This window comes from Maribacter sp. Asnod2-G09, assembly GCF_045063795.1.
GTDB lineage: Bacteria > Bacteroidota > Bacteroidia > Flavobacteriales > Flavobacteriaceae > Maribacter.
In genome coordinates, this window is sequence record NZ_JBEFOA010000005.1 from 1,436,679 (window position 1) to 1,462,697 (window position 26,019).

Annotated in this window: 24 protein-coding genes; 12 read left to right on the forward strand and 12 right to left on the reverse strand. The window is 36.0% G+C overall.

Annotation, left to right across the window (positions count from 1 at the left end):
* Complete coding sequence (locus ACJJVT_RS18285; protein ID WP_405400637.1) at positions 1-1,404, forward strand: TolC family protein; 1,404 nt, start codon at positions 1-3, stop codon at positions 1,402-1,404.
* 58 nt (positions 1,405-1,462) lie between these two features.
* Positions 1,463-2,074: a thioredoxin family protein gene (locus ACJJVT_RS18290; RefSeq protein ID WP_405400638.1), complete on the forward strand. Its 612-nt coding sequence runs from the start codon at positions 1,463-1,465 to the stop codon at positions 2,072-2,074.
* Here ACJJVT_RS18290 and ACJJVT_RS18295 read toward each other — a convergent pair.
* The 7 genes from ACJJVT_RS18295 to ACJJVT_RS18325 form a co-directional block, all read right to left on the reverse strand.
* Positions 2,057-2,785, reverse strand: a complete 729-nt coding sequence (locus tag ACJJVT_RS18295; protein ID WP_405400640.1) for a hypothetical protein — start codon at positions 2,783-2,785, stop codon at positions 2,057-2,059. The two genes, ACJJVT_RS18290 and ACJJVT_RS18295, sit on opposite strands and share 18 nt — an antisense overlap.
* A 68-nt stretch (positions 2,786-2,853) precedes the next feature.
* The gene (gene truB, locus ACJJVT_RS18300; protein WP_405400642.1) at positions 2,854-3,564 is read right to left on the reverse strand and encodes a tRNA pseudouridine(55) synthase TruB; all 711 of its coding nucleotides are present in this window, start codon (positions 3,562-3,564) and stop codon (positions 2,854-2,856) included.
* Positions 3,565-3,586: 22 nt separating this feature from the next.
* The gene (locus tag ACJJVT_RS18305; protein ID WP_405400644.1) at positions 3,587-4,384 is read right to left on the reverse strand and encodes an undecaprenyl-diphosphate phosphatase; all 798 of its coding nucleotides are present in this window, start codon (positions 4,382-4,384) and stop codon (positions 3,587-3,589) included.
* On the reverse strand, positions 4,385-4,648 hold the full coding sequence (locus ACJJVT_RS18310) for a DUF3098 domain-containing protein (RefSeq protein WP_036157077.1): 264 nt from the start codon (positions 4,646-4,648) through the stop codon (positions 4,385-4,387). It lies immediately after the preceding gene.
* Between the two features lie 9 nt (positions 4,649-4,657).
* Positions 4,658-5,536, reverse strand: coding sequence for a permease-like cell division protein FtsX (locus ACJJVT_RS18315; protein ID WP_324025091.1), 879 nt, complete (start codon positions 5,534-5,536; stop codon positions 4,658-4,660).
* 43 nt (positions 5,537-5,579) lie between these two features.
* The gene (locus ACJJVT_RS18320; protein WP_405400645.1) at positions 5,580-6,710 is read right to left on the reverse strand and encodes a DUF664 domain-containing protein; all 1,131 of its coding nucleotides are present in this window, start codon (positions 6,708-6,710) and stop codon (positions 5,580-5,582) included.
* 30 nt (positions 6,711-6,740) lie between these two features.
* On the reverse strand, positions 6,741-8,615 hold the full coding sequence (locus tag ACJJVT_RS18325) for a T9SS type B sorting domain-containing protein (protein WP_405400646.1): 1,875 nt from the start codon (positions 8,613-8,615) through the stop codon (positions 6,741-6,743).
* Between the two features lie 183 nt (positions 8,616-8,798).
* On the opposite strand from ACJJVT_RS18325, the gene ACJJVT_RS18330 reads away from it, so the two are divergent.
* From ACJJVT_RS18330 to ACJJVT_RS18355, 6 genes are all read left to right on the forward strand, one after another.
* A complete protein-coding gene (locus ACJJVT_RS18330) occupies positions 8,799-9,659 on the forward strand; it encodes a UbiA family prenyltransferase (RefSeq protein WP_405400647.1) in 861 nt (286 codons plus the stop codon).
* 83 nt (positions 9,660-9,742) lie between these two features.
* The gene (locus ACJJVT_RS18335) at positions 9,743-12,793 is read left to right on the forward strand and encodes a leucine--tRNA ligase (RefSeq protein ID WP_405400648.1); all 3,051 of its coding nucleotides are present in this window, start codon (positions 9,743-9,745) and stop codon (positions 12,791-12,793) included.
* Positions 12,794-12,880: 87 nt separating this feature from the next.
* On the forward strand, positions 12,881-13,411 hold the full coding sequence (locus tag ACJJVT_RS18340) for a DUF6584 family protein (RefSeq protein ID WP_405400649.1): 531 nt from the start codon (positions 12,881-12,883) through the stop codon (positions 13,409-13,411).
* 45 nt (positions 13,412-13,456) lie between these two features.
* Positions 13,457-13,711 carry a SemiSWEET family sugar transporter gene (locus tag ACJJVT_RS18345; RefSeq protein WP_405400651.1) on the forward strand — a complete coding sequence of 85 codons (255 nt, stop codon included), beginning with the start codon at positions 13,457-13,459 and terminating at the stop codon, positions 13,709-13,711.
* 139 nt (positions 13,712-13,850) lie between these two features.
* Positions 13,851-14,951: an alanine dehydrogenase gene (gene ald, locus ACJJVT_RS18350; protein WP_324025097.1), complete on the forward strand. Its 1,101-nt coding sequence runs from the start codon at positions 13,851-13,853 to the stop codon at positions 14,949-14,951.
* 135 nt (positions 14,952-15,086) lie between these two features.
* Positions 15,087-15,782 carry a zinc metallopeptidase gene (locus ACJJVT_RS18355; RefSeq protein WP_405400653.1) on the forward strand — a complete coding sequence of 232 codons (696 nt, stop codon included), beginning with the start codon at positions 15,087-15,089 and terminating at the stop codon, positions 15,780-15,782.
* A 52-nt stretch (positions 15,783-15,834) separates the two neighbouring features.
* Here ACJJVT_RS18355 and ACJJVT_RS18360 read toward each other — a convergent pair whose 3' ends face one another.
* Positions 15,835-16,305 carry an Lrp/AsnC ligand binding domain-containing protein gene (locus tag ACJJVT_RS18360; RefSeq protein WP_027065872.1) on the reverse strand — a complete coding sequence of 157 codons (471 nt, stop codon included), beginning with the start codon at positions 16,303-16,305 and terminating at the stop codon, positions 15,835-15,837.
* A 148-nt stretch (positions 16,306-16,453) separates the two neighbouring features.
* On the reverse strand, positions 16,454-17,827 hold the full coding sequence (locus ACJJVT_RS18365; RefSeq protein WP_405400656.1) for a saccharopine dehydrogenase family protein: 1,374 nt from the start codon (positions 17,825-17,827) through the stop codon (positions 16,454-16,456).
* 81 nt (positions 17,828-17,908) lie between these two features.
* Here ACJJVT_RS18365 and ACJJVT_RS18370 point away from each other — a divergent pair, with 81 nt between their 5' ends.
* The 4 genes from ACJJVT_RS18370 (at position 17,909) to pckA (ending at position 22,802) form a co-directional block, all read left to right on the forward strand.
* Complete coding sequence (locus ACJJVT_RS18370) at positions 17,909-18,301, forward strand: DUF423 domain-containing protein (protein WP_405400658.1); 393 nt, start codon at positions 17,909-17,911, stop codon at positions 18,299-18,301.
* Between the two features lie 32 nt (positions 18,302-18,333).
* Entirely contained in the window at positions 18,334-19,800 is a 1,467-nt protein-coding gene (locus tag ACJJVT_RS18375) for an SLC13 family permease (protein WP_405400660.1), read from the forward strand.
* Complete coding sequence (locus ACJJVT_RS18380) at positions 19,801-20,928, forward strand: glycerate kinase (RefSeq protein WP_405400661.1); 1,128 nt, start codon at positions 19,801-19,803, stop codon at positions 20,926-20,928.
* 257 nt (positions 20,929-21,185) lie between these two features.
* The gene (gene pckA / locus ACJJVT_RS18385; RefSeq protein WP_405400663.1) at positions 21,186-22,802 is read left to right on the forward strand and encodes a phosphoenolpyruvate carboxykinase (ATP); all 1,617 of its coding nucleotides are present in this window, start codon (positions 21,186-21,188) and stop codon (positions 22,800-22,802) included.
* A 57-nt stretch (positions 22,803-22,859) separates the two neighbouring features.
* On the opposite strand, the gene ACJJVT_RS18390 is transcribed toward pckA, so the two are convergent.
* From ACJJVT_RS18390 to ACJJVT_RS18400, 3 genes are read right to left on the reverse strand one after another with little or no spacing between them, the layout of a single operon-like run.
* Complete coding sequence (locus ACJJVT_RS18390) at positions 22,860-23,603, reverse strand: uroporphyrinogen-III synthase (protein WP_405400665.1); 744 nt, start codon at positions 23,601-23,603, stop codon at positions 22,860-22,862.
* 8 nt (positions 23,604-23,611) lie between these two features.
* Positions 23,612-24,265 carry a DUF4271 domain-containing protein gene (locus ACJJVT_RS18395; protein WP_405400667.1) on the reverse strand — a complete coding sequence of 218 codons (654 nt, stop codon included), beginning with the start codon at positions 24,263-24,265 and terminating at the stop codon, positions 23,612-23,614.
* Positions 24,265-25,938, reverse strand: a complete 1,674-nt coding sequence (locus tag ACJJVT_RS18400) for an ArnT family glycosyltransferase (protein WP_405400668.1) — start codon at positions 25,936-25,938, stop codon at positions 24,265-24,267. Before ACJJVT_RS18400 ends, ACJJVT_RS18395 begins: the two co-directional genes overlap by 1 nt.
* Positions 25,939-26,019: the final 81 nt, after the last annotated feature.

The following is a 26,019-nucleotide window of genomic DNA, read 5'->3' on the forward strand; positions in this document are numbered from 1 at the left end:
ATGAAGAGAATTGTTGTCTTTTTATATCTAATTGCTGGGCTATTTTCTAATGCTCAGACTGCAGATTCTGTACAGCTAAATTTTAGAGAGTATTTGGGTTATGTGAAAAAGTATCATCCTATTGCTAAACAAGCAGAGATGGTCATGAGCATAGGTCAGGCAAATCTAATGAAAGCACGTGGTGGTTTTGACCCCAAAATTTCTTTAGACTATTCTACCAAAGAGTTCAAAGGTTCCGAGTATTACGATTTATTGAATTCCACCTTCAAAGTTCCTACGTGGTATGGTATAGAGTTGAAGGGAGAATTTGAGCAATATTCTGGTGAATACTTGAACGCAGAAAGAAATGTACCCGATGATGGCTTATATAGTGCCGGAGTTGCGCTATCGTTAGGTCGTGGCTCTTGGATAAACGAGCGTATGGCTACCGTAAAAAAAGCAAAATTCTTTAGGGAGCAGTCAAAAGCAGATAAAGATTTATTGGTAAATCAGATATTGTTCGATGCATCTTTGGCGTATTTCAATTGGTTACAAGCGTATAGAAATAGTTTATTGTTCAATGATTTTTTATTGAATGCTAAAGTCCGTTTGAAGGGTGTTAACCGAAGTGCACAAGCAGGTGAAATTGCTGCTATTGATACTGTAGAAGCAAAGATTTCAGTACAGAATAGAGCTTTAGAGCTTGAGCAGGCCAATGTTACTTTACGTAATGCCAGATTAGAACTTTCTAATTACCTGTGGATGGGAGAAAACATACCGATGGAATTGCAGCAAGATGTTGTGCCAGATACATCTTTAGATACCGAGATAGATCAGGCTTTAGAAATTTTAGGAAAACCACTGGATAGTTTCGTGTTAGAGAATCATCCGAAGTTAAAATCATTAGGCTATAAAATTGATGGTCTGGTTGTAGATAAACGACTAAAAACAAATAAGCTCTTGCCTAGAATAGATGTGGAGTATAAGTTTATTACAGATGAGCCAGAGTACTTGAATTCATTTGAAACACAGAATTATAAAGCAGGATTAAATTTTGAACTTCCGCTATTTCTTAGAAAAGAGCGTGGAGATTTAAAATTGGCGAAATTGAAATTAAAAGACGCTCAATTCGAGCTAGATAATGCTGAGGTTCAGATTCAGAATAAAGTAACTGCTATTTATAATGAGTTAAATTCTTTTGAAAATCAGAATGTGTTAATAGATGATATTGTAGCCAGTTATGAAGCGTTACTTGCTGCCGAAGAACGAAAGTTTAGTTTTGGTGAAAGTTCACTTTTCTTGATTAATTCAAGAGAAACCAAATTGATAGATGCAGTTCTAAAACAAAACCAGGTAGAGAATAAATACTTTACGGCAAAGGCTAAGTTGTTCAACAGTTTGGCGGTAAACCCTGAGAATTTGTAAGCATTGTACTTTTATTACTACTAAAGCGTTCGATTATAGTATATAAATTAGCATTCGCATGGAATTAGTAATAGAAGATTTGATTAAAAAAGGACTAGCGTCAAGTTATAGTTATTCAGCATATAGAACATTGGTTTCAGATTTGGCTGAAAAAGGTGAGGCTACTGGTCCTGAACAATCAGAGGCATTATCGCAGTATACCCAATTAAATAATAGCCGCATGCGCCGATGGGATAAAACCTTGAAGTTTAGTGATGAGGCTGTAGCTAAAATTAAAGCTGTCGATCAGAAAATTTCGTGGTTGGTATTATCAGAAAGCTGGTGTGGCGACGCTTCACCTGCATTACCTGTAATGAACAAGATCACAGAAATTAATCCGAATATATCGTTGTCTATAATTCTTCGCGATGAGAATTTAGATATCATGAACCAGTTTTTAACCAATGGTGGTATGTCTATACCAAAGTTAATTGCGATAGATGAAGAGGAAAGTGCCGTGGTGGCAACTTGGGGACCTAGGTCAATGAAGGCAACACAATTGGTAGAAGATTATAAAGCCGAACATGGTAAATTAACACCTGAGTTTAAACAAGACTTACAGGTTTTTTATAATAAAGATAAAGGGCAAAGTATTTTAGAAGATCTGCTGAAGTTACTTCCCTTGAAATAAGTAAGTAATCGTTCCTTTCTGAGAATCTTTATCAGAAGAATTAAATCTTGCTTTTAAAGCGTAATTAATAGCGTTTTCAACAAGGCATCCGTTAGAAGTGCCAGAACTTTTTTCATTATAATCTGCTTCGGTAACATAACCCAAAGCATTTACTTCAATATTTATAACAACTTTTCCTCCCTCGATACAAGTATATATCGGAGGGGGTAATTTATAATTATTTCTATCTACTAAAGAATACGAAACTGAAGTTCTTCTTGCCGCAAGGTTATTCGTAAACTCTTTCTTTTGCGCTTCCTTTTCGCCTAAAAGTTGTTTTTTCTCTTCTCGCTTTTTAGCTAATGCTTTTACTCTCTCAGAATAACCTGAGTCAGAAATTAGATTTTCGGTAGGGTCGCCATCGCTCATCTCATTACGCTCTTCCATTAACTCTTCTAGCGTTTGTAACGGCTCTGGATTGCCATAACTAGGTTTTGCAGTTTCGTTAAAGGCTAAATGACTTTTAATAGGGTCAGATGCTACTTGTTCTTCTAGTGGTTCTTCTTCTTTTAGAATTTCTTCAAGAACCTCTGGGTCCATGACCATTTCAACAACATAATCTTCTTTAGATTCTTCTTGACCGCCAAACTGAATATTATACAATACCAACACTACAATAGACATGCTAAAGATAGTGGCAAGTAATGATAATTGTTTTCTGTTCAGATTCATGGATATATAACCTTAATAATACCAAAATATTTTAGAAGATCGATAAAGAGTAATCAATAGTTTATTGTCTACTTTTCTTCTGGACCTAGTAATAAATCGGCAAAGACTAAAGGGTCTTGAGCATTATCTACGTTAAAATCACCTATTTTGGTTCTTCTTAATGCCGTTAAATGTGCACCAGAATTCAGAGCTTTTCCGAAATCGTGGGCAATAGATCGAATATAGGTGCCTTTGCTACAAGCGATTCTAAAGTGAATATTCAGGCCATCGATATCGGTAATTTCAAAAGCACTTACATTTACTTTTCGCTTTGGTATATCAACTGTTTTTCCTTCGCGAGCCAATTCATAAAGTCGCTTGCCATCTTTTTTTAAGGCAGAGAAGACAGGCGGAGCCTGTTCGATATCACCTATAAATTGATGGGTAGCAGTTTTTATACTATCAGGCGTAATGTGATCTGTTGCGAAAGTTTCGTTTATCTCTGTTTCAAGGTCGTAAGAAGCTGTGGTGCCGCCTAAGGTAAAGATACCTGTGTATTCTTTTTCTTGTCCTTGATATTCGGTAATTTTCTTGGTGAATTTACCAGTACAAATAATAAGGAGTCCTGTTGCTAATGGATCCAATGTACCTGCGTGTCCGATTTTAAATTTCTTTAAACTGAACTTTTTTCTAATTGCCCATTTCAATTTATTTACCGCCTGAAAAGAGGACCATTCTAGTGGTTTGTCGATCAATAATACTTGACCGTTTAAATAGTCTTCTTGGGTCAAATCTTTCATGAATTTGGGAGTTTAGGTAGTACTACGGATTAGTGAATCCGTATATAACGGCAATCAATCCTACAACAAGGCAATAGATGGCAAAATAGGATAGTTTGCTTTTTCGAACCAATTTAATCATCCAAGTACAAGCGGCAAGACCAGCAACAAAGGCAGCGATAAAACCTGCGCCCATGGCTACATTATTTTCTCCGTCAAAAGTTAAATCTCCGCTCATAAGATCCTTGGCAATTTTACCAAAAATTAACGGTACAACCATTAAGAAAGAAAAGCGAGCAGCTTTCGATTTGTCTACACCTAAAAGAACAGAAGTAGAAATGGTAGCTCCACTACGAGAAATACCAGGTAGCATTGCAATTGCTTGAGAAATACCTACAATAAAAGCATTTTTAAAACTCACCTTTTTTTCAGTATCCTTGGCTTTATCTGCGAAATATAGAAGTACTGCCGTAATGATCAGCATAAAGCCTACAAATCGAATATTGCCTCCGAAAAACGCCTCTAACTGTTCTTCAAAAAATAAGCCTACAAATACGGCCGGAAGCATAGAGATAATAATTTTGGCAGAAAACTGACTTTCTTCGTTCCATTTAAACTGAAACAAGCCGCTTAAAATTTCCCAAATGTCTTTTCTAAAAACAACAATGGTGCTTAATGCGGTCGCAAAGTGAAGTACTACTGTAAATAATAAACTTTCTTCTTGAACAGAGTTGTCTCCTAAAATGGCTTTACCCAATTCTAAATGCCCACTTGAAGAAACGGGTAGAAACTCGGTTAATCCTTGAATAATGCCGAGTATAATAGCGTCTAAAGTATCCAATTAATCTTTCTTTTTGTGAGGGTTTAATAAAATGGCATAAATTTCTATACCTAAGCCAATAAGCACTAAAGTTGGTGCAAGTCTAATTCTTCTAAAATTATAAATTTCAGGATTAAATACGTTGGGGTCATCGCTGCCGCCACCGCTCATTAAAATAAAACCTATCGCAATACAGGCAAGACCAATGAACATGAACATGTAATTTTTCTTCTGAAAAATAAATTCTTGTTTAGAGTGCTGTTCCACTTTGTTGTTTTTACTCATGCCGCAAATTTAATAATATAATTCGTCCGTTCTAAGATTTAAGAAGCGTTGGGTCGCGAAATAGGTGCTAATGAACGAAATAAGTATTCCCAACAGAAAAACGCTAACAAATAAAATGACTAAAATATAAGGTTCATCGAATAACCCTAAATCTTGAAAATTAGTATTTACATAGTATACGACACCACCAATAGCCAATAAAGCAATTGCGGCGCCGATCATGCCTAGTTTAATATTTTGCCATATAAACGGCCTTCTGATGAAGGTCTTTGTCGCCCCGACCATTTGCATGGTTTTGATGATAAATCTTTTAGAATAGATAGATAAACGTATAGAACTGTTGATTAATAGAACTGCGATAAAGGTAAATATGGCGCTGGCTACTAAAATCCAGAACCCAATTTGTTCAACACTTTTGGCTACCATGCTTACCAATACCTTGTCATAACTAACTTCATCGACAAAACTCTTTTCTGAAAGGGTATCGGCAATTTCTTGTACTTTTTCGGCAGTAACAAAATCTGCATTTAACTTTACGTCGATAGAGTTCTTTAGCGGGTTGTAGCCTAAATAATCAACAAAGTCTTCACCGATTTCTTCGCTATGCTGTTCTGCAGCTTCTTCTTTAGATACGTATGTAGAAGATTTTGTGTATTCAGACATTGCCAATGTCTTTTGAAGCTGTTCGATCTCAATTTCTTTGGTGTTTTCTTTTAAAAAGACAGAGATGGTGATTTGTTCTTTAGAACGATCTGCCATTTTTTTGGTATTTAAAACCAGTAATCCTAATATACCTAATAGGAATAAGACCAATGCAATACTTAGCACCACAGAAAAATAGGAGGAGATGAGTTTGCGTCTTTGATAATTTTCGAAGGAGTTCGCCATAAACTTAAAATTCTCTGTAAAAATAACAAAGTAACCTTATACTTTAGTTTTTATTTAGTTTAGGAAGCGTTAAAGGTTCAGGAGCTGGCGGAATTCTTTTTCTTAATAAAAGCATTTGACCAAGATGACTAGATTGATGTTCCATTACATGAAACCATGAAAAGTGATTGTTAATGTTTGATCCTGGGTAAACTTCTGCTAACCAAGCATCATCTCGAGCTTTGAAATTTTCTTTAGTTTTTGCTCTAACTTTTTTCCATAGATTAAAATAGTAGCTAGCTTCTTTCCCGTTGATACTGTTACGTGCATCCTCTCCAAGAGCCATTGCGATATCTAATTGTTTAGTGTCTTCCTCATCATATTCCATTTCATCAAAAGTTATGTTTTGGTAATATACTTCGGTAGCAATCAAGTGCATGATAAGTGCCCCTATAGAATTTGCTTCTTTATCCATGATGTAATCTAATTCCCTGACATCTAAAGAGCTCATTTGCTTTTCTATTCTAATGCTTAAGTTGTCTAGCATGGTAATTAAAGTGCCGATTTGTGGAGAATACCCATCAATAGGACCTATAAGGTTCGATTTATCTTCTACTACACCCTCGCCGACAATAACAATAGCATTTTTGCCATCAGTAGTATCACTGGTGTTTTTGAAAGTGAACTCTTTTATTTTTACAGGATTGTCTTGGCTAATGCCGCTAATCCATCCTAAGATTCCTTTGTCATCTAAACGTGTTTCAAAATTTGGATTTTTAATATCCAATTTTTCAAATGAACCATCTGACTTTTCTGTTTCAACAACAAAATTGTCATAATAGAATTCTCCGTTACCACTGCATAGTCCGCCGAATACCAAAGCTTTGGCGTTCTCGTCTATTTCACCTTCAATAGTGTATGAATTCCAATCTTTAGAAAGAATAGGTCGGTCTCCCATGTTATCAAAAAAACCATTTTCACCGTTTTTAGTATCTACTCTAGCCCAAAGTCCAGACCAGCTGTCAGTATTCTTGCCAATAGTTTTAGCCGATGCGGTTACTCTAAATTTAATTTTTTGGTCTGTAGTAATGGTAATAGTTTGAGCAAAAGAAGTCCATTCACGAGATATTTCTTTCTGTGAAAAAGATATAAATGTTGATAGCGTAAGAGTTAATACAAGAAGTTTAGTTTTCATCAATCATTTTTTTTAAATAGATAGTTTGTCTCAACGTTTTAAACTGAAGTGTCCCTTAAATTGAGTAGAATCAGCCTTAATTAGATACCAATAGTCATCTTCTGGCAAGCGTTCACCTTGAAAAGTACCATCCCAAGATGTGGAATTTGTATTGCCGAATTTTAAGAGCTTCCCGTAGCGGTCAAAAATTGAAATCGTAACAGTGCTAAAGACCTCTAATCCATCAGGTTCAAAAATATCATTAAAAGTATCTCCGTTCGGTGTAAAGAATTTTTGAATGACCAAGTGATAAAAATCTTGGGTTACTACGCCGCAATCTGTATTATCTTGAACGTAAACAGTGTAGAATCCGCCTTCTACAGCATCAAAAACGGGGCTAGGCTGAAATAAAATTCCGTCTAAAGAATATTCAAAATTTCCATTGTTAGAAGTAGAAACAACTATTGACGGTCCGTCAGATACTATTTTATCAATTTGTGGTAAATCTATTTGTTTGACAGTAAAATTGCGAGTAGCAGAGCATCCATTTGTATTGGTAATAATGACATCATAATCGCCAGCTTCGGTAATATCTATTGTTTGAGTGGTCGCACCAGTAGACCATTGGTAGGTGACATTCTCAACCTCGGCATCTAAAGTGATAAAAGAATCTTCACATAGAAAAGCATTAGAATCATCAGGAACTATGGGTAACGGATTAATGGTTAGTGTAACTGCAGTTCTTGTAGTAGATGCACATTCAATTTCTGTGGAGTTAGCTTCTGCATAATAGGTGCCAGCAATGCCGATTTCTAAGTTTCGATTATCAGATAAAACTAAATTACCGCCAGTAGCGGTATCATACCAATTGATAGCATATGCATTTTGTGTATTGACCGATAAAGTGCCTAATTCCCCTTCGCAAATTTCAACATCTCCGTTACTTGTTGGGGCAGGTGGAATAGGTAGAACAGTGATATCAAAAACATCAGATACCACATTGCACAAATCGTTATTGACATTGGCGATATCTTCTGCAATTTTTGTTCTAAAATAAGTGGTGCTAGTAACTGCCGGAGTGTTTAGAATTGCACTATTCTCGCCAGGTATGTCCGTCCATATTTGTTGATCTGTACTTTGCTGCCATTGGTAAGCGTGACTACTAAAAACGGAAGCATCTGGTGTTGCGGTCAACGTTCTTGACACACTGCCTTGGTCTTCGCAAACAACTAAGCTAGCTTCATTGGCTGCAGTAGCAATAGTAACATTATCGCCGCAGGATCTAAACAAAATATCATCAATGGCTACATCATTTCCACAGCCGCCATTACTATTGTTTCTCATTTTTAGAATAACCGATGTTTGCCCAGGTGCGGTTTTAAAAACTAAGGCATATTGTTCCCATGTTAACGTGCCGGTGCCAGGTATGCTTCCGGTATCGCCTTGTGCAAGCATATTGGTGTCTGTTTGATCCCATATTTGAAAACGAACATTAACAGGTATGCTATTGCCTTCGCAACTGCCTGCGGGTTGTAAGTTTATAAGCCATGATGAAAACTCATAGGTAGTATTTTCACACAAGCCTGTTACTTGACGTTGGTAAAATTCCCTAGCAGTAAAACTTGCGTTGACAATAAAAAGCTTTCCGTTACTATCGCCTGGTGTGTGGTCTTGAATAGAAAGCCAGTCGTAATAATTGGTAGAACTAGAAATAGTGTAATCACCATCAGCCGGTGTGCCGGTAGTGAAATTATAAGTGGTGGTGCCAGCTGGTAATGCTGGTCCGTCGGAGGTGCCAGACCCAAAATCTTCGGTAAAAATTGGGTCACCAGAATTACCACCACAAAAACCTAGTTGCGCGTGCAATGAAGTTATGCCGCAACACGTTAGTAGAATAGTAAGTAGAAAAAATCTGGAGTACATCATATTCACTGGTTAAAGATATACTTTTTACTACGATGAATAAATAATCTCAATTCAAGATACAGAGCCTATTTTGAGATTGGTATTTTTATGCGATAATCGAGATTTAAATAAAATTTTCAATTCATTGCTTCGCGGACTTGCCACGAGGTTGTTAACCAAAGTGATCACCTAATTTTTGATAATATGTTTAATCTATTGGATTTAAAAATATCCAGACCCGGACTTTGGTTTCCTACTATTTGGATTTATTTAGTTCCTTTTGCAAATCAGGTAGATTATTGGCAGTCAGTTAATTTTTGGCTCGGTTTGTTCTTCGTCACCTTCCCTTTAAATTATTTGGTCTACGGTCTAAATGATTTCAATGATGTTAGTGCAGATGCGGTAAACGATAGAAAAGGAAATTTTCTATTTGGCGCCAAGGCTTCAAAATCGCAACTCAAAGGTGTGCTAACTAAAATTACCATTCTCACAGCTGTATTTGTAATTGCCTTCACCTTTATTTCTGGGTTGAAAATGTTCTTTCTGCTGCTGTTTATGGTAGTCGTAAACATCCTTTATAATTTTAAGCCGTTCAGAATTAAAGAACGACCACCTTTTGAAATTCTAATTCAGGTAGGGTATGTGGTTACGGTATTCTTTTCAACAGAACTAAATAATTTAGAAACGCTGCCATGGCAGACCTTGGTCTATTTGTCATTATTTGCATTTCAAGCACATATTGCTGGCGAAATAATGGATGTTGAGCCAGATTTAGCTTCGGGTAAACGAACTACAGCTACTTTGATAGGGCGTAAAAATTCAAAATTATTGATGCTTTTGATATTGGTATGCGAATCTGTTTTGGTTTGGTATTGGTTCGAAGATTTGGTGTTGGCATCATTTCTTGGTCTTTTTTCGGCATTTATGGTATTAGATATTTTTGTGATATTTAAGGGTAGGGCGTATACCTTGCCAGAAATGAAATTGTTTGGTTATCTCATTAACTTATCGGCATTGGCATCTATGCTTTGGGTACTCTACGGCGGAAAGTTATTGATGGTTTAACCGAAACAGTATCAATGATGTTATTCTTTCGCTTTTAGCAGAATAAACCTATTTTTGCGACTTACAGAAAAGAAGTAAAGATCATGCAATACAATTTCAACGAAATTGAAGCCAAATGGCAAAAATACTGGGCAGAAAATCAAACATTTAAAGCAGAGAACGATTCTGAAAAAGAAAAATTCTATGTGCTGGATATGTTTCCTTATCCGTCTGGTGCGGGGCTCCATGTAGGGCATCCGTTAGGGTATATTGCAAGTGATATTTATGCACGTTACAAAAGACATAAAGGGTTTAATGTATTGCATCCGCAAGGCTACGATTCTTTTGGTTTGCCTGCAGAGCAGTACGCTATACAAACTGGGCAGCACCCTGCAGTTACTACAGCAGCAAATATTAAGACCTACAGAAGACAATTAGATCAACTAGGTTTTTCTTTTGATTGGAGTAGAGAGGTAAGAACTTCTAGTCCGGAGTATTACAAATGGACGCAGTGGATATTTATTCAGATTTTCAATTCTTGGTATAATACCGATACTGATAAAGCTGAAGATATAGAAACTTTGATTTCTAAGTTTTCTTCGGATGGAAATGCCAACGTAAAAGCTGTTTGTGATGATATTACATTATTTTCTGCGGATGATTGGAAAGCTTTTTCTGATGTCAAAAAACAGGAAATATTATTACAATATAGATTAACGTATTTGGCGGATACTGAGGTAAACTGGTGCCCAGCACTAGGTACGGTATTGGCAAATGACGAAATAGTAAACGGAGTATCAGAACGTGGTGGTCACCCAGTGGTTCGTAAAAAAATGACCCAGTGGAGTATGCGTATTTCTGCATATGCACAGCGTTTGTTAGATGGTTTGGCGAAAATCGATTGGCCACAGCCATTAAAAGATTCACAAACCAATTGGATTGGTCGTTCTCAAGGAGCTTCAGCTGTTTTTAATGTGAAGGACCATGATGAGAAAATAGAAGTTTTTACCACTAGGCCCGATACTATTTTTGGAGTTTCTTTTATGACTTTGGCGCCAGAGCATGAGATGGTTTCTAGAATAACGACTGCAGACCAGAAAGCTGAGGTTGAAGCATATATTGAGGCAACCGCAAAACGTTCTGAGCGTGATCGTATGGCAGATGTAAAAACCATTTCAGGTGCTTTTACAGGTGCATATGCAGAACATCCATTTACAAAAGAGCCTATTCCGATCTGGATTGGTGATTACGTATTGGCAGGTTATGGTACAGGAGCTGTAATGTCCGTTCCATGTGGAGATCAACGCGATTATGATTTTGCCAAGCATTTCAATATTGATATTCCTAATGTATTTGAAGACGTAGATATTTCTGAGGAGGCATATGCAGATAAGGATAAAACGGTAATAGCTAATTCAGATTTCTTAAACGGATTACCATATAAGAAAGCTATGAAATTAGCGATATATGAGTTGGAGAAAATTGGACATGGCGAAGGAAAAATAAACTACCGTTTACGCGATGCTGTATTTAGTCGTCAAAGATATTGGGGAGAACCATTCCCAGTATATTATGTAGACGGAATGCCACAAATGTTTTCTCCAGAACATTTGCCGATTGCCTTGCCAGAGGTTGAAAAGTATTTACCAACAGAAACTGGCGAGCCACCTTTGGGTAATGCTGAGGTTTGGGCTTGGGATACTGTAGCAAATAAGGTTGTAAATAATAGTGAGATAAATAATACCACTATTTTTCCATTAGAATTGAATACCATGCCAGGTTGGGCTGGTAGTTCTCAGTATTTCAATAGATACATGGATCCAGAGAATAGTGAAGAAATATTCTCACAGAAAGCCATTAATTACTGGCAAGATGTAGATTTATATATAGGTGGTAGCGAGCACGCAACAGGGCACTTGTTATATTCTCGTTTCTGGCAAAAATTCATGTTCGATAAAGGTTTGGTGCCTAAAGATGAATTTGCTAAAAAGCTTATTAATCAAGGAATGATTACGGGGACTAGTGCTTTTGTTTACAAGGTGCTATGGGAAATTACTCAAGCTGATGAACATTATAGTAAGGATGAAGTTGTAAAGTTTCATTCCGAGTTGATAAATAATAATCAAATTTTTATTTCTAAAAGTGTTAGGAGTAAACTTGTTCATTCTGAGAATCCTGATGATTTTAAGGAATTAATTGATGAGGTAAAAGGAATACTGAATAAGTTAGAAGAGGTTGCAAGAAAGAGGTTTCCAAAAACTGAAATAATACGTGTTGAATTGGATTTGGGTAAAAATTTCGCAATACCTATTCATGTTGATGTATCGATGGTTAATGGTTCTGATGAATTAGATGTCGAATCTTTTAAAAAATGGCGAAGTGAATATAAGGATGCTATTTTGATTGGTGAGGCGGGTAGCATTATTCAAGAAAAGAATGACAAATACATTGTTGGTCGCGAAGTCGAAAAAATGTCCAAATCTAAATACAACGTTGTAAACCCTGATGCTATTTGTGAGGAGTACGGTGCAGATAGTTTGCGTTTGTATGAAATGTTCTTAGGTCCGTTAGAGCAATCTAAACCTTGGAACACTGCTGGTATTACCGGTACACATTCTTTCTTGAAGAAATTATGGAGACAATTTCATACAAGTGAAAATGCTTCCTTTTTGGTTAGCGAAGACGAGCCTTCAAAAGAATCGTGGAAAACTTTACACAAAACAATTAAGAAGGTAGAAGAAGATATTGAGAACTTTAGTTTCAATACATCGGTATCCACATTTATGATTTGTGTAAATGAACTTTCATCTCAAAAATGTGTAAGCAGACAAATATTAGAGCCTTTGGCTATTTTAGTATCACCTTATGCACCACATATAGCAGAAGAGCTTTGGAGTAAATTGGGTCATACAGAATCTATAGCCACTGCAGCTTTTCCGAAGTTTGAAAAAAAGTATTTGGTAGAGAGTAGTAAAGAATACCCTATTTCTTTCAATGGTAAAATGAAGTTCACTTTAGAGCTTTCTTTAGATTTATCAAAAGATGAAATAGAAGCAGCGGTAATGGCAAATGAAAAAACACAGCAACAGTTACAAGGTCGCGAACCTAAAAAGGTAATTGTAGTGCCTGGTAAAATTGTCAATATTGTAGGGTAGTCATTAGAATATAAGTAAAGTGAGAGGCGATGATAATCGCCTCTTTTTGTTTCTTAGATTTGTTAGGATGTATTTAATTCTGTTGTATTGGATTTAAAAGAAAAATTAGATAAAATAGATTCTGAAATTGAAAAGGGTTTGAAATTTAAATCCTCGGATAGATTACGAAATCTAATACAGGATAATCCTAACGAAATTCAATTATGGTATAAACTTGCTGAATTATATTATGAAAGTGGTTTTTTGGATGCTGCGGGAAAATATTGGATTTTGACTGAGCCAACAGAAGAGCGAATTAGAAAATGTGTTTCCATTTATGAAAAATCTGTTAATTATTCAGGTTATCAAATATTACAGGATATAGTTTTTCGAGGTGACAAATCAAAATTAAATGATTATGCAAAAAGCAAACTCGCAGAATTAGAGTTAAGCAGTAGAGAGCAGGTTAATTACATTCCAGAATATAAACCCAAAAGAAAGAAAAGTAGAGTTAAGAAAGGAAATTCAAAAATCAATTTTAAGGATAAACTAATATCATACGCTATTTATGGGATTTTAATTTTGTTATTGATTTCTATGTTGATTGGATTGGTGACTTTAGTTGGATGGCTTTTTTAATATGAGAACTTAGTGTAAAGATTAGTTTGAAAATAGATTATAATTATGGACAGTGTTGAAATTTTAGGTTTGGTTGCAGCTACGTTGACCACAGCGGCATTTGTACCGCAGGTGTATAAAACTTGGAAAAAGAAATCTGTCGAAGATATTTCCCTTACCATGTACACTGTATTATTAATAGGAGTCTTGCTTTGGTTGGTTTATGGTGTTAATATCAATAGTCTTCCTGTTATTTTAGCAAATGGAATTACATCTGCCCTGTTAATTTTAATGATTATAATGAAATTTAAGTATAAATAATAATATACCCCCTAATTTTATAGGGGTCAATACGTATAAATACATATTTTTATCAATCAACCCCTACGTTTTATCGATTTTATGTTTGATATATGCATAATTAGCTTCAATTTTGCAATGAAACATAAATTGATAAATCATGATTGTTGGTATTCCAAAAGAAATTAAGAACAATGAAAGCAGGGTAGGTATGACGCCTGGCGGGGTTTTCGAATTGGTAAAGAACAACCACAAAGTATATGTCCAGTCAGATGCTGGTGAAGGCAGTGGTTTCTTCAATCAAGATTATCAACAAGCAGGGGCTATAATTCTAGATACTATTGGTCAGGTATATGCCATGAGCGAAATGATCGTAAAAGTAAAGGAGCCTATTGAAGAAGAATATAATTTAATTCAAGAAGGTCAAATACTTTTTACTTATTTCCACTTTGCATCGAGCGAAGCTTTAACGAAGGCAATGATCAAACAAAAAGCGGTTTGTATCGCTTATGAAACGGTAGAAGATGAAGAAGGTACTTTACCACTTTTAACACCAATGTCAGAAGTTGCTGGTAGAATGGCTATTCAGCAAGGTGCTAAATATTTAGAGAAACCTGTAAAAGGTCGTGGTGTATTATTAGGTGGCGTGCCAGGTGTAGCTCCAGGTAAGGTTTTAGTCTTAGGTGCTGGTGTAGTGGGTATACAGGCTGCTAAAATGGCAGCAGGTTTAGGTGCTCATGTAACGATACTAGATGTGAACATGAAACGTTTACGTTATGCTAACGATGTAATGCCGCCGCATGTAGTAACAGAATTTTCAAACGAATTTAATATTCGAAGACTTATAAAAACACATGATCTAATTATTGGTGGTGTTTTATTGAAAGGAGCTAAAGCTCCGAATTTGATTACTAGAGACATGTTAAAAGAAATGAGACCTGGTACGGTAATCGTAGATGTTGCTGTGGATCAAGGCGGATGTGTAGAAACAACCAAGCCTACCACACATGAAGACCCTATTTATATTATAGATGATGTAGTGCATTACTCCGTTGCAAATATGCCGGGTGCAGTACCTTATACATCAACAATGGCATTAACCAATGTAACACTTCCTTTCGCTTTGAAATTGGCAAACTTAGGATGGGAAGCAGCATGTGAGAAAGATGCATCTTTAAAGAAAGGATTAAATATCGTAGAAGGAAAAATAGTGCTCCAAGAAATTATTGAAGCCTTTGGTTGGGAAGAAGTAGTTGCCTAGTTAATACATTCTGTCAGTATAATAGACCTCGCCAATTCTGAAAAGGAATTTGGCGGGGTTTTTGCTTTTATATAAATAGATTCTTAAAAAGTAAGGATCTTTAGTATATTTAATCGATTTAAAAATTGAAAAGTTATGATGGGATATTATATACTGATTGGGGTAATTGCTTTGGTCAGCTGGTTAGTAAGTAATAAGTTAAAGAGTAAGTTTAAGTTCTATTCAAAAGTTCATTTGCAAAACGGAATGAGCGGGGCTGAGATTGCAGAAAAAATGTTGGCAGATCATGGTATTAGAGATGTAAAAGTAGTTTCTACACCTGGTATGCTTACGGATCATTACAATCCTGCTAATAAAACAGTGAATTTAAGTGAGGGAGTTTATAATCAAAGAAATGCTTCGGCTGCTGCAGTTGCTGCTCATGAAGTTGGGCATGCGGTTCAACATGCAGAAGCTTATCAATGGTTGGGTCTACGTTCAAAATTAGTGCCCGTAGTTAGTGTAACATCTAGCATGTCTATGTGGGTCGTATTTGGTGGTTTGGCATTAGGTGCCGCTGCTGGTGTAGGCTTCGGTTATTGGGTAGCTGTCGCTGGTTTGGTAATGATGGGTATGGCAACTTTATTCAGTTTTGTTACTTTACCTGTAGAATATGATGCCAGTAATAGAGCATTGGCATGGTTAAAGAATAAGCATATAGTTACCCCTCAAGAATATGAGGGTTCTGAAGATGCATTAAAATGGGCTGCACGTACTTATTTGGTTGCTGCAATTGGCTCATTGGCAACTTTGGTTTACTGGGGACTTCAAGTTTTTGGTGGTAGAGATTAAGCTGCTATTAGTATCGAATATAAAAAAAACCTTCCCATTTGGGAAGGTTTTTTTATATACTTATTTGTCTATCAATTTGTTGTGCTAATGATATAAAGGTTTCTGTTCTTGAAACGCCTTCTATGGCTTGTATTTCTTTATTCAATACCTGCATTAAATGTTCGTTATCTCTACATAATACTTTTATGAGAATAGACCAGTTACCGGTAGTGTAGTGGCATTCCAAAACTTCAGGTATTTTTTCTAGCTGTTTTACTGCCATTGGGTTGCTCATTGCTTTGTCTAGGTAAATGCCAATATATGCCATGGTAGTATATCCTAATGATTTAGGATTGACAATGAACTTAGAGCCAGATAGTAGTCCTGATGCTTCTAGTTTTCTTAAACGTTGATGTATGGCTGCGCCAGATATTCCAATACTTCTTGCAATTTCAAGAACCGGTTTACGGGCGTCTTCCATTAGAAAACGCAAGATTTTTTTATCTATACCATCTATTTTAGCCAAAGAAGTCGGTGTTTTCATGTTTTTTCAAATCAATAACCTCGACCCAAGGGTGCGAGGTTTGTCTATCAATATATCATTTCGAGGCAAACCTCGAGGAATTAAGTCCTCAATGAGGGTTTAAAACATAAATGTACTTATTTGGTTTTAATATGATAGTTAAAAAGCACTAGTTAACTACAGAATTCGGATTATAGCCTAAATACGGTATTTCGTATTCTTTAAAATTGACTCCGTAATCCTCAAGCTCCTTTAGAATAGGTTCGTACACTTCTTTGGTAATAGGGATTTGTACACCTGGGGTCGTAATATCGCCGTTCAATATTTTTAGAGCAGCCATGGCTACTGGTAAACCTACAGTTTTTGCCATTGCCGTAAACGTTTGGTTTTCGCCTGTAACTACCAGTTTAGAATCTATTTGTTTCTTTTCTCCGTTTAATTCGTAACCGAATTTATGATACATAACAATCATATCTTTCTCTTCGGCTTTAAGCGTCCAGCTGTCTTCTAGAATTTTTTGAAGCGCTTGTGCCGGTGTGGCATTCGGTATGCCTATCAGTTTGGTGTTATCAAAAATGTTCAGCTCTAATAATTTATCCCAACGGATATCATCTTGATCCAATTTCAGGTAATGCCTAAGTTTTAATTCAACAGAATCGGTAGGTGAATATGGAAGAAATAGATTAATGAATTCACGATAACTCATTTTTTCAGAGTTTTCGATCGCATACGTATCGTCGGTAGCGCCTAATTGAATAAACATATTCCATGCTTTCGAAAATCCTACACGACGCATGGTACCTCTGTATATGGTTAAGGCGTCTTGTAATTTATAAGCATCTCTGTAGTTTAAAGAATCGCGATTGGCATATCCTTCAAAACGACCATATCCTTCAATTTCAAAGAATTCGGTACGTCTAAACAAACGGTGGTAAGGTATGTATTTATAGGTGCCTTCTTGTAAGAATTTCGCGGTACCACCTTGACCTGCAAGCACTACGTTTCTTGGGTTCCAGGTAAACTTATAGTTCCAAAGATTGTTATCGTATTCAGGGGCAACGAGTCCGCCACAAAAAGATTCGAACAAAATTATTTTACCACCTTTATCGCGAATACGATCGATCACCTGCATGGCACTCATGTGGTCTACGCCAGGATCTAATCCTATTTCATTCATGAATACGAGACCCGCTTCTTTAACTTCTTTATCAAGAGCCAGTAATTCTGGACTTACATATGAGGCGGTAACCAAATGCTTTTTAAGGCGAACACAATCTTCTGCAACCTTTATATGAAAACGGGCAGGAAGCATAGAGATAACAATGTCTGAGTTTTCAATAGCCTTTTGCCTTGCCGTTTCCTCAAAAATATCAAGTTTTATAACATTGCAATGTTTATGATTTGCAATAGAAGGGGCAATTGCGGCAGGGTTGATATCACCAATGGTGATTTCTAAATTTTCGGTTTCAGATTTACCTAAAAGGTAATCTAATAAATAAGAGGTTGATTTACCTGCGCCTATTACAAGAATTTTTCGCATCATTCGATTTCAGTATTTTTGATTACTAACGATTTACTAAGGTATCAAATTGTTACATTTATAAAGAAAGTTATAGAAAAAGTTATGAAAAAAACAATTTTAGGTACGGCGTGCCTGTTTGGAATGCTGGCGGTAGTGCTAGGTGCGTTTGGTGCACACGGGTTAAAAAATTTAGTGGATGTACAAGCGGTAGCTACTTTTGAAACGGGAGTTCGGTACCAAATGTACCATGCATTTTTTCTATTTGCACTTGGGTTATTGCCTACAGGCTTATTGAAGTCTAAAAAAGCGATTTATATCTGTACGGTAGTTGGTGTGGTGCTATTTTCTTTTTCCATATACCTTTTGGCATTGAATTCTTTGGTAGCATTCGATTTTAAGATATTAGGTATTGTTACCCCTATAGGTGGTTTATTTTTAATTGCAGCTTGGGCAATGATGGGCTTCGGAATTATGAAATCTAAAATTGAGAATTAAATAGCGTATTTTCATGCTATAATGACAATTTTATGAGTAAGACTAAATTATTGGGACTAGTCTTGGGTCCGCTTTCATTTATACTAATTCTTTTCTTTTTTCATCCGGTCGGACTTTCAGAGCAAGCCAATGCAGTATTAGCTTCTACAGCTTGGATCGCTATTTGGTGGATTACCGAAGCGATACCTATTGCAGTAACAGCATTGTTGCCATTAGTGCTGTTTCCGCTATCTGGTGGGTTAGATTTATCATCAACCTCTGGCTCTTTTGGTCACAAGTATGTATTTCTATATATGGGAGGATTCATAATTGCCATTGCCATAGAAAAATGGAATCTACATAGAAGAATAGCATTGAATATTATCAATTTTATAGGGTCAGATGTTCGAAAGATAATTCTGGGCTTTATGATGGCAACTGCATTTTTATCAATGTGGATATCTAATACGGCAACTGCCGTAATGATGCTGCCCATTGGCTTGGCGATAATTAAACAATTAGAAGATAATCCGGATACGGTAGAAGATGAAAACAAGACTTTTGGTAAAGCGTTAATGCTGGCAATCGCCTATAGTGCTTCTATTGGTGGTGTGGCGACATTAATAGGTACTCCGCCAAATTTGGTTTTAGCCGGTGTAGTGCTCGATACCTATGGTTATGAAATTACCTTTATACAATGGTTCGCGTTCGGGTTACCTATATCTATCATTTTAATTTTTATATGTTGGAAATACTTGACCAAATATGCCTTTCAGTTTAAGCAGAAATCCTTCCCGGGAGGAAAACAAGAAATACAACGTCTTCTGTCTAATCTTGGTAAAATATCATATGAAGAGAAAGTAGTAGCATTTGTTTTCGCATTAACGGCATTCTGTTGGATCACGCGTTCGTTTCTATTGCAAAAAATATTACCTGGTTTAGATGATACCATTATAGCTATATTTTTTGCGATTGTATTGTTCTTGATCCCTTCAAAGAAAAGAGGAGAGCAAATTATAAATTGGGAAGAAGCGGTAAAAATGCCTTGGGGAATAATTCTCTTGTTCGGCGGCGGTATGGCTTTAGCAAAAGGATTTGAAGTTAGTGGTTTGGCAGTTTGGATCGGTAGTCAAATGACAACATTAGCTGGTTTGCCTATAATTGTTTTGATATTAGTGTTGATAGCTGCAGTAAACTTCTTAACCGAAATAACCTCGAATTTGGCAACAACGGCAATGCTGTTACCCGTTTTGGCGCCAATGGCATTGACGATAGACGTACACCCATTTGTATTAATGGTAGGCGCAGCGGTTGCGGCATCATGTGCTTTTATGTTGCCGGTAGCCACGCCACCAAATGCTGTGGTTTTTGGTTCAGGGTACCTGAGAATTCCTGATATGGTGGGCAAAGGATTCTTTATGAATATTATTTCTATCATTATATTAACCTTTTTCGTATATTTTGTTCTCCCAGAGTTATGGGATATTTCAATAAATAGTTTCCCCAACAAATTCAAATAAATGAGACTATTACTTATACCAGATAAATTTAAAGGATCGCTAACCAGTGAAGCTTTTACGAAGGCTTTTATTTCGGGTGTAGAGAAATCGGGTGTTTCTTTTACTTCTCATTTCATAAAAGCATCAGATGGTGGTGACGGTTTTATGAATGCCGTGGCAAGCTATAGACCATGCATTGCTATGCAGGTAATTAGTGAAAATCCATTAGGTAGGTTAATTCAATCGTACTATCTGTATAATCAGAAAACTAAATCTGCTTATATAGAATTGGCAAATACTTCGGGTATGGAGTTGCTGAAGCCAGAAGAACGAAATCCAATGTTAACGTCTACATATGGTACTGGCTTGCAGATTAAGGATGCCATAGATAAAGGTGTTGAACATATTTTTATAGGTCTAGGCGGTAGTGCCACAAATGACGGTGGTATTGGTATAGCACAGGCATTGGGCTATGTTTTCTATAATGATAAAGGAGAAGAGTTGGCACCCATAGGGTCTAGTTTGCAATTAATACATAGTATCGATGATTCGGCTGTTTCAGATAGCGTGAAGCAGGCAAATTTTTATGCGGTTAATGATGTTACCAATCCGTTATTCGGCGAAAATGGAGCGTCTTATGTATATGCAAGGCAAAAGGGAGCTACAGATGTTATTATTGAAGATTTAGATAAGGGACTTAGAAATTTAGATGGTGTGGTTTCTAAAAAATACAAAGTTAATAACGGAGAATTGCCAGGTGCAGGTGCAGCGGGAGGAACAGCCTTTGGATTAAAATCTTTTTTTGATGCAGAAATGTTGAGCGGTATAGATTTTATTTTAGAACTATCGGATGTACATAAATTATTGGCTCGTGAGAAATTTGATTATATCATAACCGGTGAAGGTAGAATTGATGAGCAAACATTAAATGGTAAATTATTACAAGGGATACTTAATTTGGGTAAAAAATACCATCTGCCTGTAATTGCTATTTGTGGAACATTAGAAATTTCTAAAGAAGCATTACTGGAGAGTGGTGTTTTTGATGTATTTGAAATTCAAGATGAGCGTAAGGATCTTGATTATAATATGAAGCACGCAGCGCTGCTTTTAGCTACAAAAACAGCTGATTATTTCAATGTAAAGTAAAAATAACGGTTCAAAAAATAGGTTCTTTTTTTATTCATTTCTTAAAATTATACACACAAAATAGCAATAATGTATTTAAAATACGTTATTCCTTTATAATGTGTATTAAAAGGGATAAAGTGTCTGCGAATATTTTTCATTTATATTGATTCTTTAATTGAATTCGTATTTCGACGATAAATGACGCTAATTGAGCTCTGAAAATCAGTGGTTCAGCTTTTATTTTTTTAGTTTTACACGAACAAATTTTCTAAAGCATGAAAAGCTCAATGACAAATGCGAATACCATATCCCTTAAAAATTATGGGATTACACACGCCAATTTTCATTATCAGGAAACACCAGAAGAACTTCAGAAAGCCACTCTAGAAATGGATATGGGAGTTGAAACCAGCAATGGAACACTTGCGGTCAATACAGGTGAATTTACAGGTAGATCCCCTAAAGATAGATTTATTGTAAAAGATAATATCACAAAAGATAAAGTCTGGTGGGGCGACATTAATATTCCGTTTGAAAAGGAAAAATTTGATGCATTATACACTAAGGTTATTTCTTATTTAAACGAAAAAGAACTTTTTGTTAGAGATAGTTATGCATGTGCAGATGAAGATTATAAACTGAACATTAGGGTTATCAATGAGTATCCTTGGTCGAATATGTTCGCTTATAATATGTTTTTACGCCCTACGGAAGAAGAATTGAAAGATTTCACCCCTGAGTGGACAGTAATCAACGCACCAGGCTTTATGGCCGATGCAGAAGTTGACGGTACAAGACAGCATAATTTTGCAATCTTAAACTTTACCGATAAAATAGCCCTAATTGGAGGAACAGGATATACCGGAGAAATCAAAAAAGGAATTTTCTCTGCCTTAAACTTTATTTTACCAGTATACAAAGAGACTTTGCCAATGCACTGTTCTTCTAATATTGGAGAAGACGGAGATACAGCAATCTTTTTCGGATTATCAGGAACAGGAAAAACAACTTTATCAACAGATCCTAATAGAAAATTAATAGGTGATGATGAACACGGTTGGACGAGTAGAAACACCGTTTTCAATTTTGAAGGTGGCTGTTATGCAAAAGTTATCAATTTATCTGAAGAGCAAGAACCAGAAATTTACGGTGCTATCAAGCCAGGTGCAATATTAGAAAATGTTGTATTGGATGATAATGGCAATGTAGATTTTGCTGATACTTCAATTACACAAAATACAAGAGTTAGTTACCCAATTCATCATATCGACAACATTCAACAGCCATCTATTGGTAAGAATGTAAAGAATATCTTCTTTTTAACTGCCGATGCATTTGGTGTACTGCCTCCAATATCAAAGCTTACTCCTAGTCAGGCTGCATATCACTTTATTTCTGGTTATACTGCTAAGGTTGCAGGTACAGAAGCAGGTGTTGTAGAACCGGTACCATCATTTTCTGCATGTTTCGGTGCGCCATTTATGCCATTGCACCCAACAAAGTATGCTGAAATGTTGAGTATGAAAATGAAAGAATCTGGTGTAGATGTATGGCTTGTAAATACAGGCTGGACAGGTGGACCTTACGGAGTTGGAACTCGTATGAAATTGAAATATACAAGAGCAATGATATCTGCCGCATTAAACGGTGATCTTGGTCTGTATTCTTATGATAAGTACCACATTCACTCTGTATTTGGTGTAGCGCAACCTAGAGAGTGTCCGGGTGTGCCAACGTCAGTATTGAGTCCGAGAGCAACTTGGAACGATGATGAGAAATATTACACCACTGCATTTAAATTGACAAATGCGTTTAGAGAAAACTTTAAAAAGTTTGAAAGTTATGCCAGTGAAGAAATAAGAAGAGGCGGACCGCAACGGTACGCATTTTAAGACAATAAAAAAGCCTTGCATTGCAAGGCTTTTTTTATATAAAGTTATTTGAGTGTATTATTTATTTACGCTCATAATATATTTCTGCAATGCCATCGTCATAGATGGTGTCTCAGGCGTTGGTGCTTTAATATCTATACGTAAGCCAGCATCTGTTGCTGCATCTACCGTAGAGTTGCCGAAAACAGCTATTCTAGTTTCCTTTTGATCGAAATCTGGAAAATTCTGTAATAAGGATTCAATACCAGACGGACTAAAAAATACCAAAATGTCATAGTATACATTTCTTAAATCAGAAAGGTCGCTAATTACAGTTTTGTAAAAGATGGCTCTTTTCCAATTGATACTTAAAGAATCTAAGGTATCAGGTACATCTTGTTTAAGTACATCTGAAGAAGGAAGTAAGAATTTTTCATCCTTATATTTCTTGATCAATGGTACTAAATCTGTAAATAATCTTTTCCCAACGTAAATTTTACGTTTTCTATAGACGACGTATTTTTGAAGGTAATAGGCTACCGCTTCAGATTGGCAGAAATATTTCATAGAATCTGGCACTTTAAAGCGCATTTCGTCTGCGATTCTAAAGAAGTGGTCCACTGCGTTTCTGCTTGTTAATATAATCGCGGTAAAATCATTCAAATCTATCTTTTGCTGTCGCACTGTTTTTGCGTCAACTCCTTCTACATGAATGAATGGTCTAAAATCAACCTTTACTTTCTCTTTGTCAATAAGCTTGGAATAGGGGGAGTTTTCCATTTTCGGCTCAGGTTGAGAGACCAAAATCGTTTTTACTTTCATATGCTGCACTATTTTAGAAAGCTTCCCATAATAACTAAGGGTGCAATTTCGAGTGCGCAAAGGTACAAAATAAAATAGAAAAAATAGGTGCTTATAAATTTTTGATAATTCCTGAGGACTGTTACCCAACCAATTATATTGATGACGAAAAACAGAATTAGGGCAATAACAATTACGATTTGTGAGTCAATAAAAACATAGGCTAAAAATATATTAGCAATGAAAAGAACAATGCCTGCATAGTTCAAGTAAGTTAGTTTCTTAAAAATCAACTCGTTAAAGGTATTGTATGAATTAAATATGAATCCGTTGAACAGTTGCGCCATTGTTTTCGTAGTTATAAATAAGAAAACACCTGCAAGAAGTAAGGGAAAAATATAGGGGTTTTTTGCTTCGGTAGGGTTTAAATATGAACGCCAAATAAAAAAAATAAATAAGGTGGTATTTATGATTTGAAACACGCTCATTTGAAAATGAAACCAATTAAACAGCTTTTCTTTCTTCGTATACATCGTAATGTACTTGTTGTTAAAAGGAAGAATAATGAAGTTTAAAAAGCGGGTGTAATAGATACTTTTGGCAATTAAGGGGAACAGCAAGCTGACCATAAGTGTTATGGTGATCCAATCAGTCTGCTCAAAAGTTCTTGCAATAGGTTCCATTATTTGATAGGAATTGCTTTTCCGTTGAGACCGTATAAAAGGTCGTTCTCAGAAATAACTACTCTAAAGTAACCAATGTTTTCCTTTTTTGTTTTAGGCAGTTGAAATATAAAATTAGTAGTGTCTTGTTGTTTTAAGAATGTGATGCCAGTTTGGGTGGTTTCTGGAGTCATTTGCAGCGTTTCTTGAGGACTTTTATAATCATCCATATAACTGATAGCAAATTTCAGTTTTTTAAGATCTATATCTTCTTGGTATGGATTGTAGATTTTAAGTTCAATACTTTCTTCTGAGTTCAAAGCAACAGGAATGTCTTCAACAATGCAATCTAATTTTCGGTACGATTGAAAGTTTGCGATGTATTTGCCTTTGTATAAGCCGCCATCTTCTCTGGTGTACGTAAATGTTGGGTTATTTGCATATTTAGAGACATAAGCCACGTCTTTACCGCGAACCTGCTCTTCAGAGCCATCAATTGAATATTGATTTTTGCGATACATGAAGTTATTCAAAGAAAAGGTCGGTGTGGCATTGGTATAAAAAGAGTACATAGGTGCGTTTCTATACGAGTTTTCAAATACCACAGGTATATTGCCAACTTCCTCTTCAATCGCCCCTGCCCATTCTTTATTACCGTGGCTTTCATAATAGAAATTAAAAAGTAAAGGTTGGTAGGCTAGACCCATTCTTAAATAAATAATAAGAACAGTATTGATGAGGCCTAATCTGAAAATCCAGGTTAGGGCCTGCTTGTTTTGCAGCATGTAGTTAAAGGCGATAATCACTAACGGAATGCAAACAATAATAATCCATTGTGTTTGAACCCTTCTATTAAAACTAGAAACAAAAAAGAAAATAAGTACACCGTATGTTAGGTAGATAAGCGCTTTGTTGTACAAGTCGCTTCCTTTGGCTTTAAACAGTGCCTTATAAATAAACGGAAAGGTTAAACCGAATATGGCAACCAAATTGACAAAGAAACCTAGGGTGTATTTTTCGAAACGATATGCACCGTTGGGGCGTTCATATAAATGATATTTTATAGATACAAAGTCATTTTCATATAGCCAATAAAAATGCGGGGCATAGCAAAACAAAGCAACTGCTACGGCTAGCCATGCATATTTGTTGGTAGTAAGTTTAAGGTTTGATAGTAGTGCAAAGAATATGACCAGTACGGCATGGTATTTACTGTACATTAAGGCAGCCATAAATATACCCATCACTATAGCTAAAGCTGCGGTTGGTTTTTTAATGAAGTACTTATATGTTAATAAAAAGCAACTCGTAAAAAATAATAGGGGTGTATCTGGTAATGTGAAAAATCCGTAAGCATTTAACAGCGTCATGGAAAAAACTAATACAAAGAAATGTTGGATGTATTCGTTCTTTTTTGGGTTGTCTATCATCAACCAAAGAAGAATGATATTGACGGTAGATAGTACGCAGCTCATGAAGCGAACACCGAGTTCGCCATTAAAAAAGAAACTACTTATTTTTACTAATAATGCCACCATCGGCGGGTGGTCAAAGTAACCCCAAGCCATATTCTGACTGTAGTACCAGTAATAAGCTTCATCAAAAATGAGTTGCGTAAAACTAGATTGTATAAGATTTAGAATGAATATCGCAGCTAAAAAAAAGTAAAACTGCTTCGGAATTTTAGTCAACATTTGCATCGATTACTAAATGGCAAAATTACAAATTTAAGGTTAGCTACCTAGTGTAAAAATTTCATAAAGGTATTGTTGTCC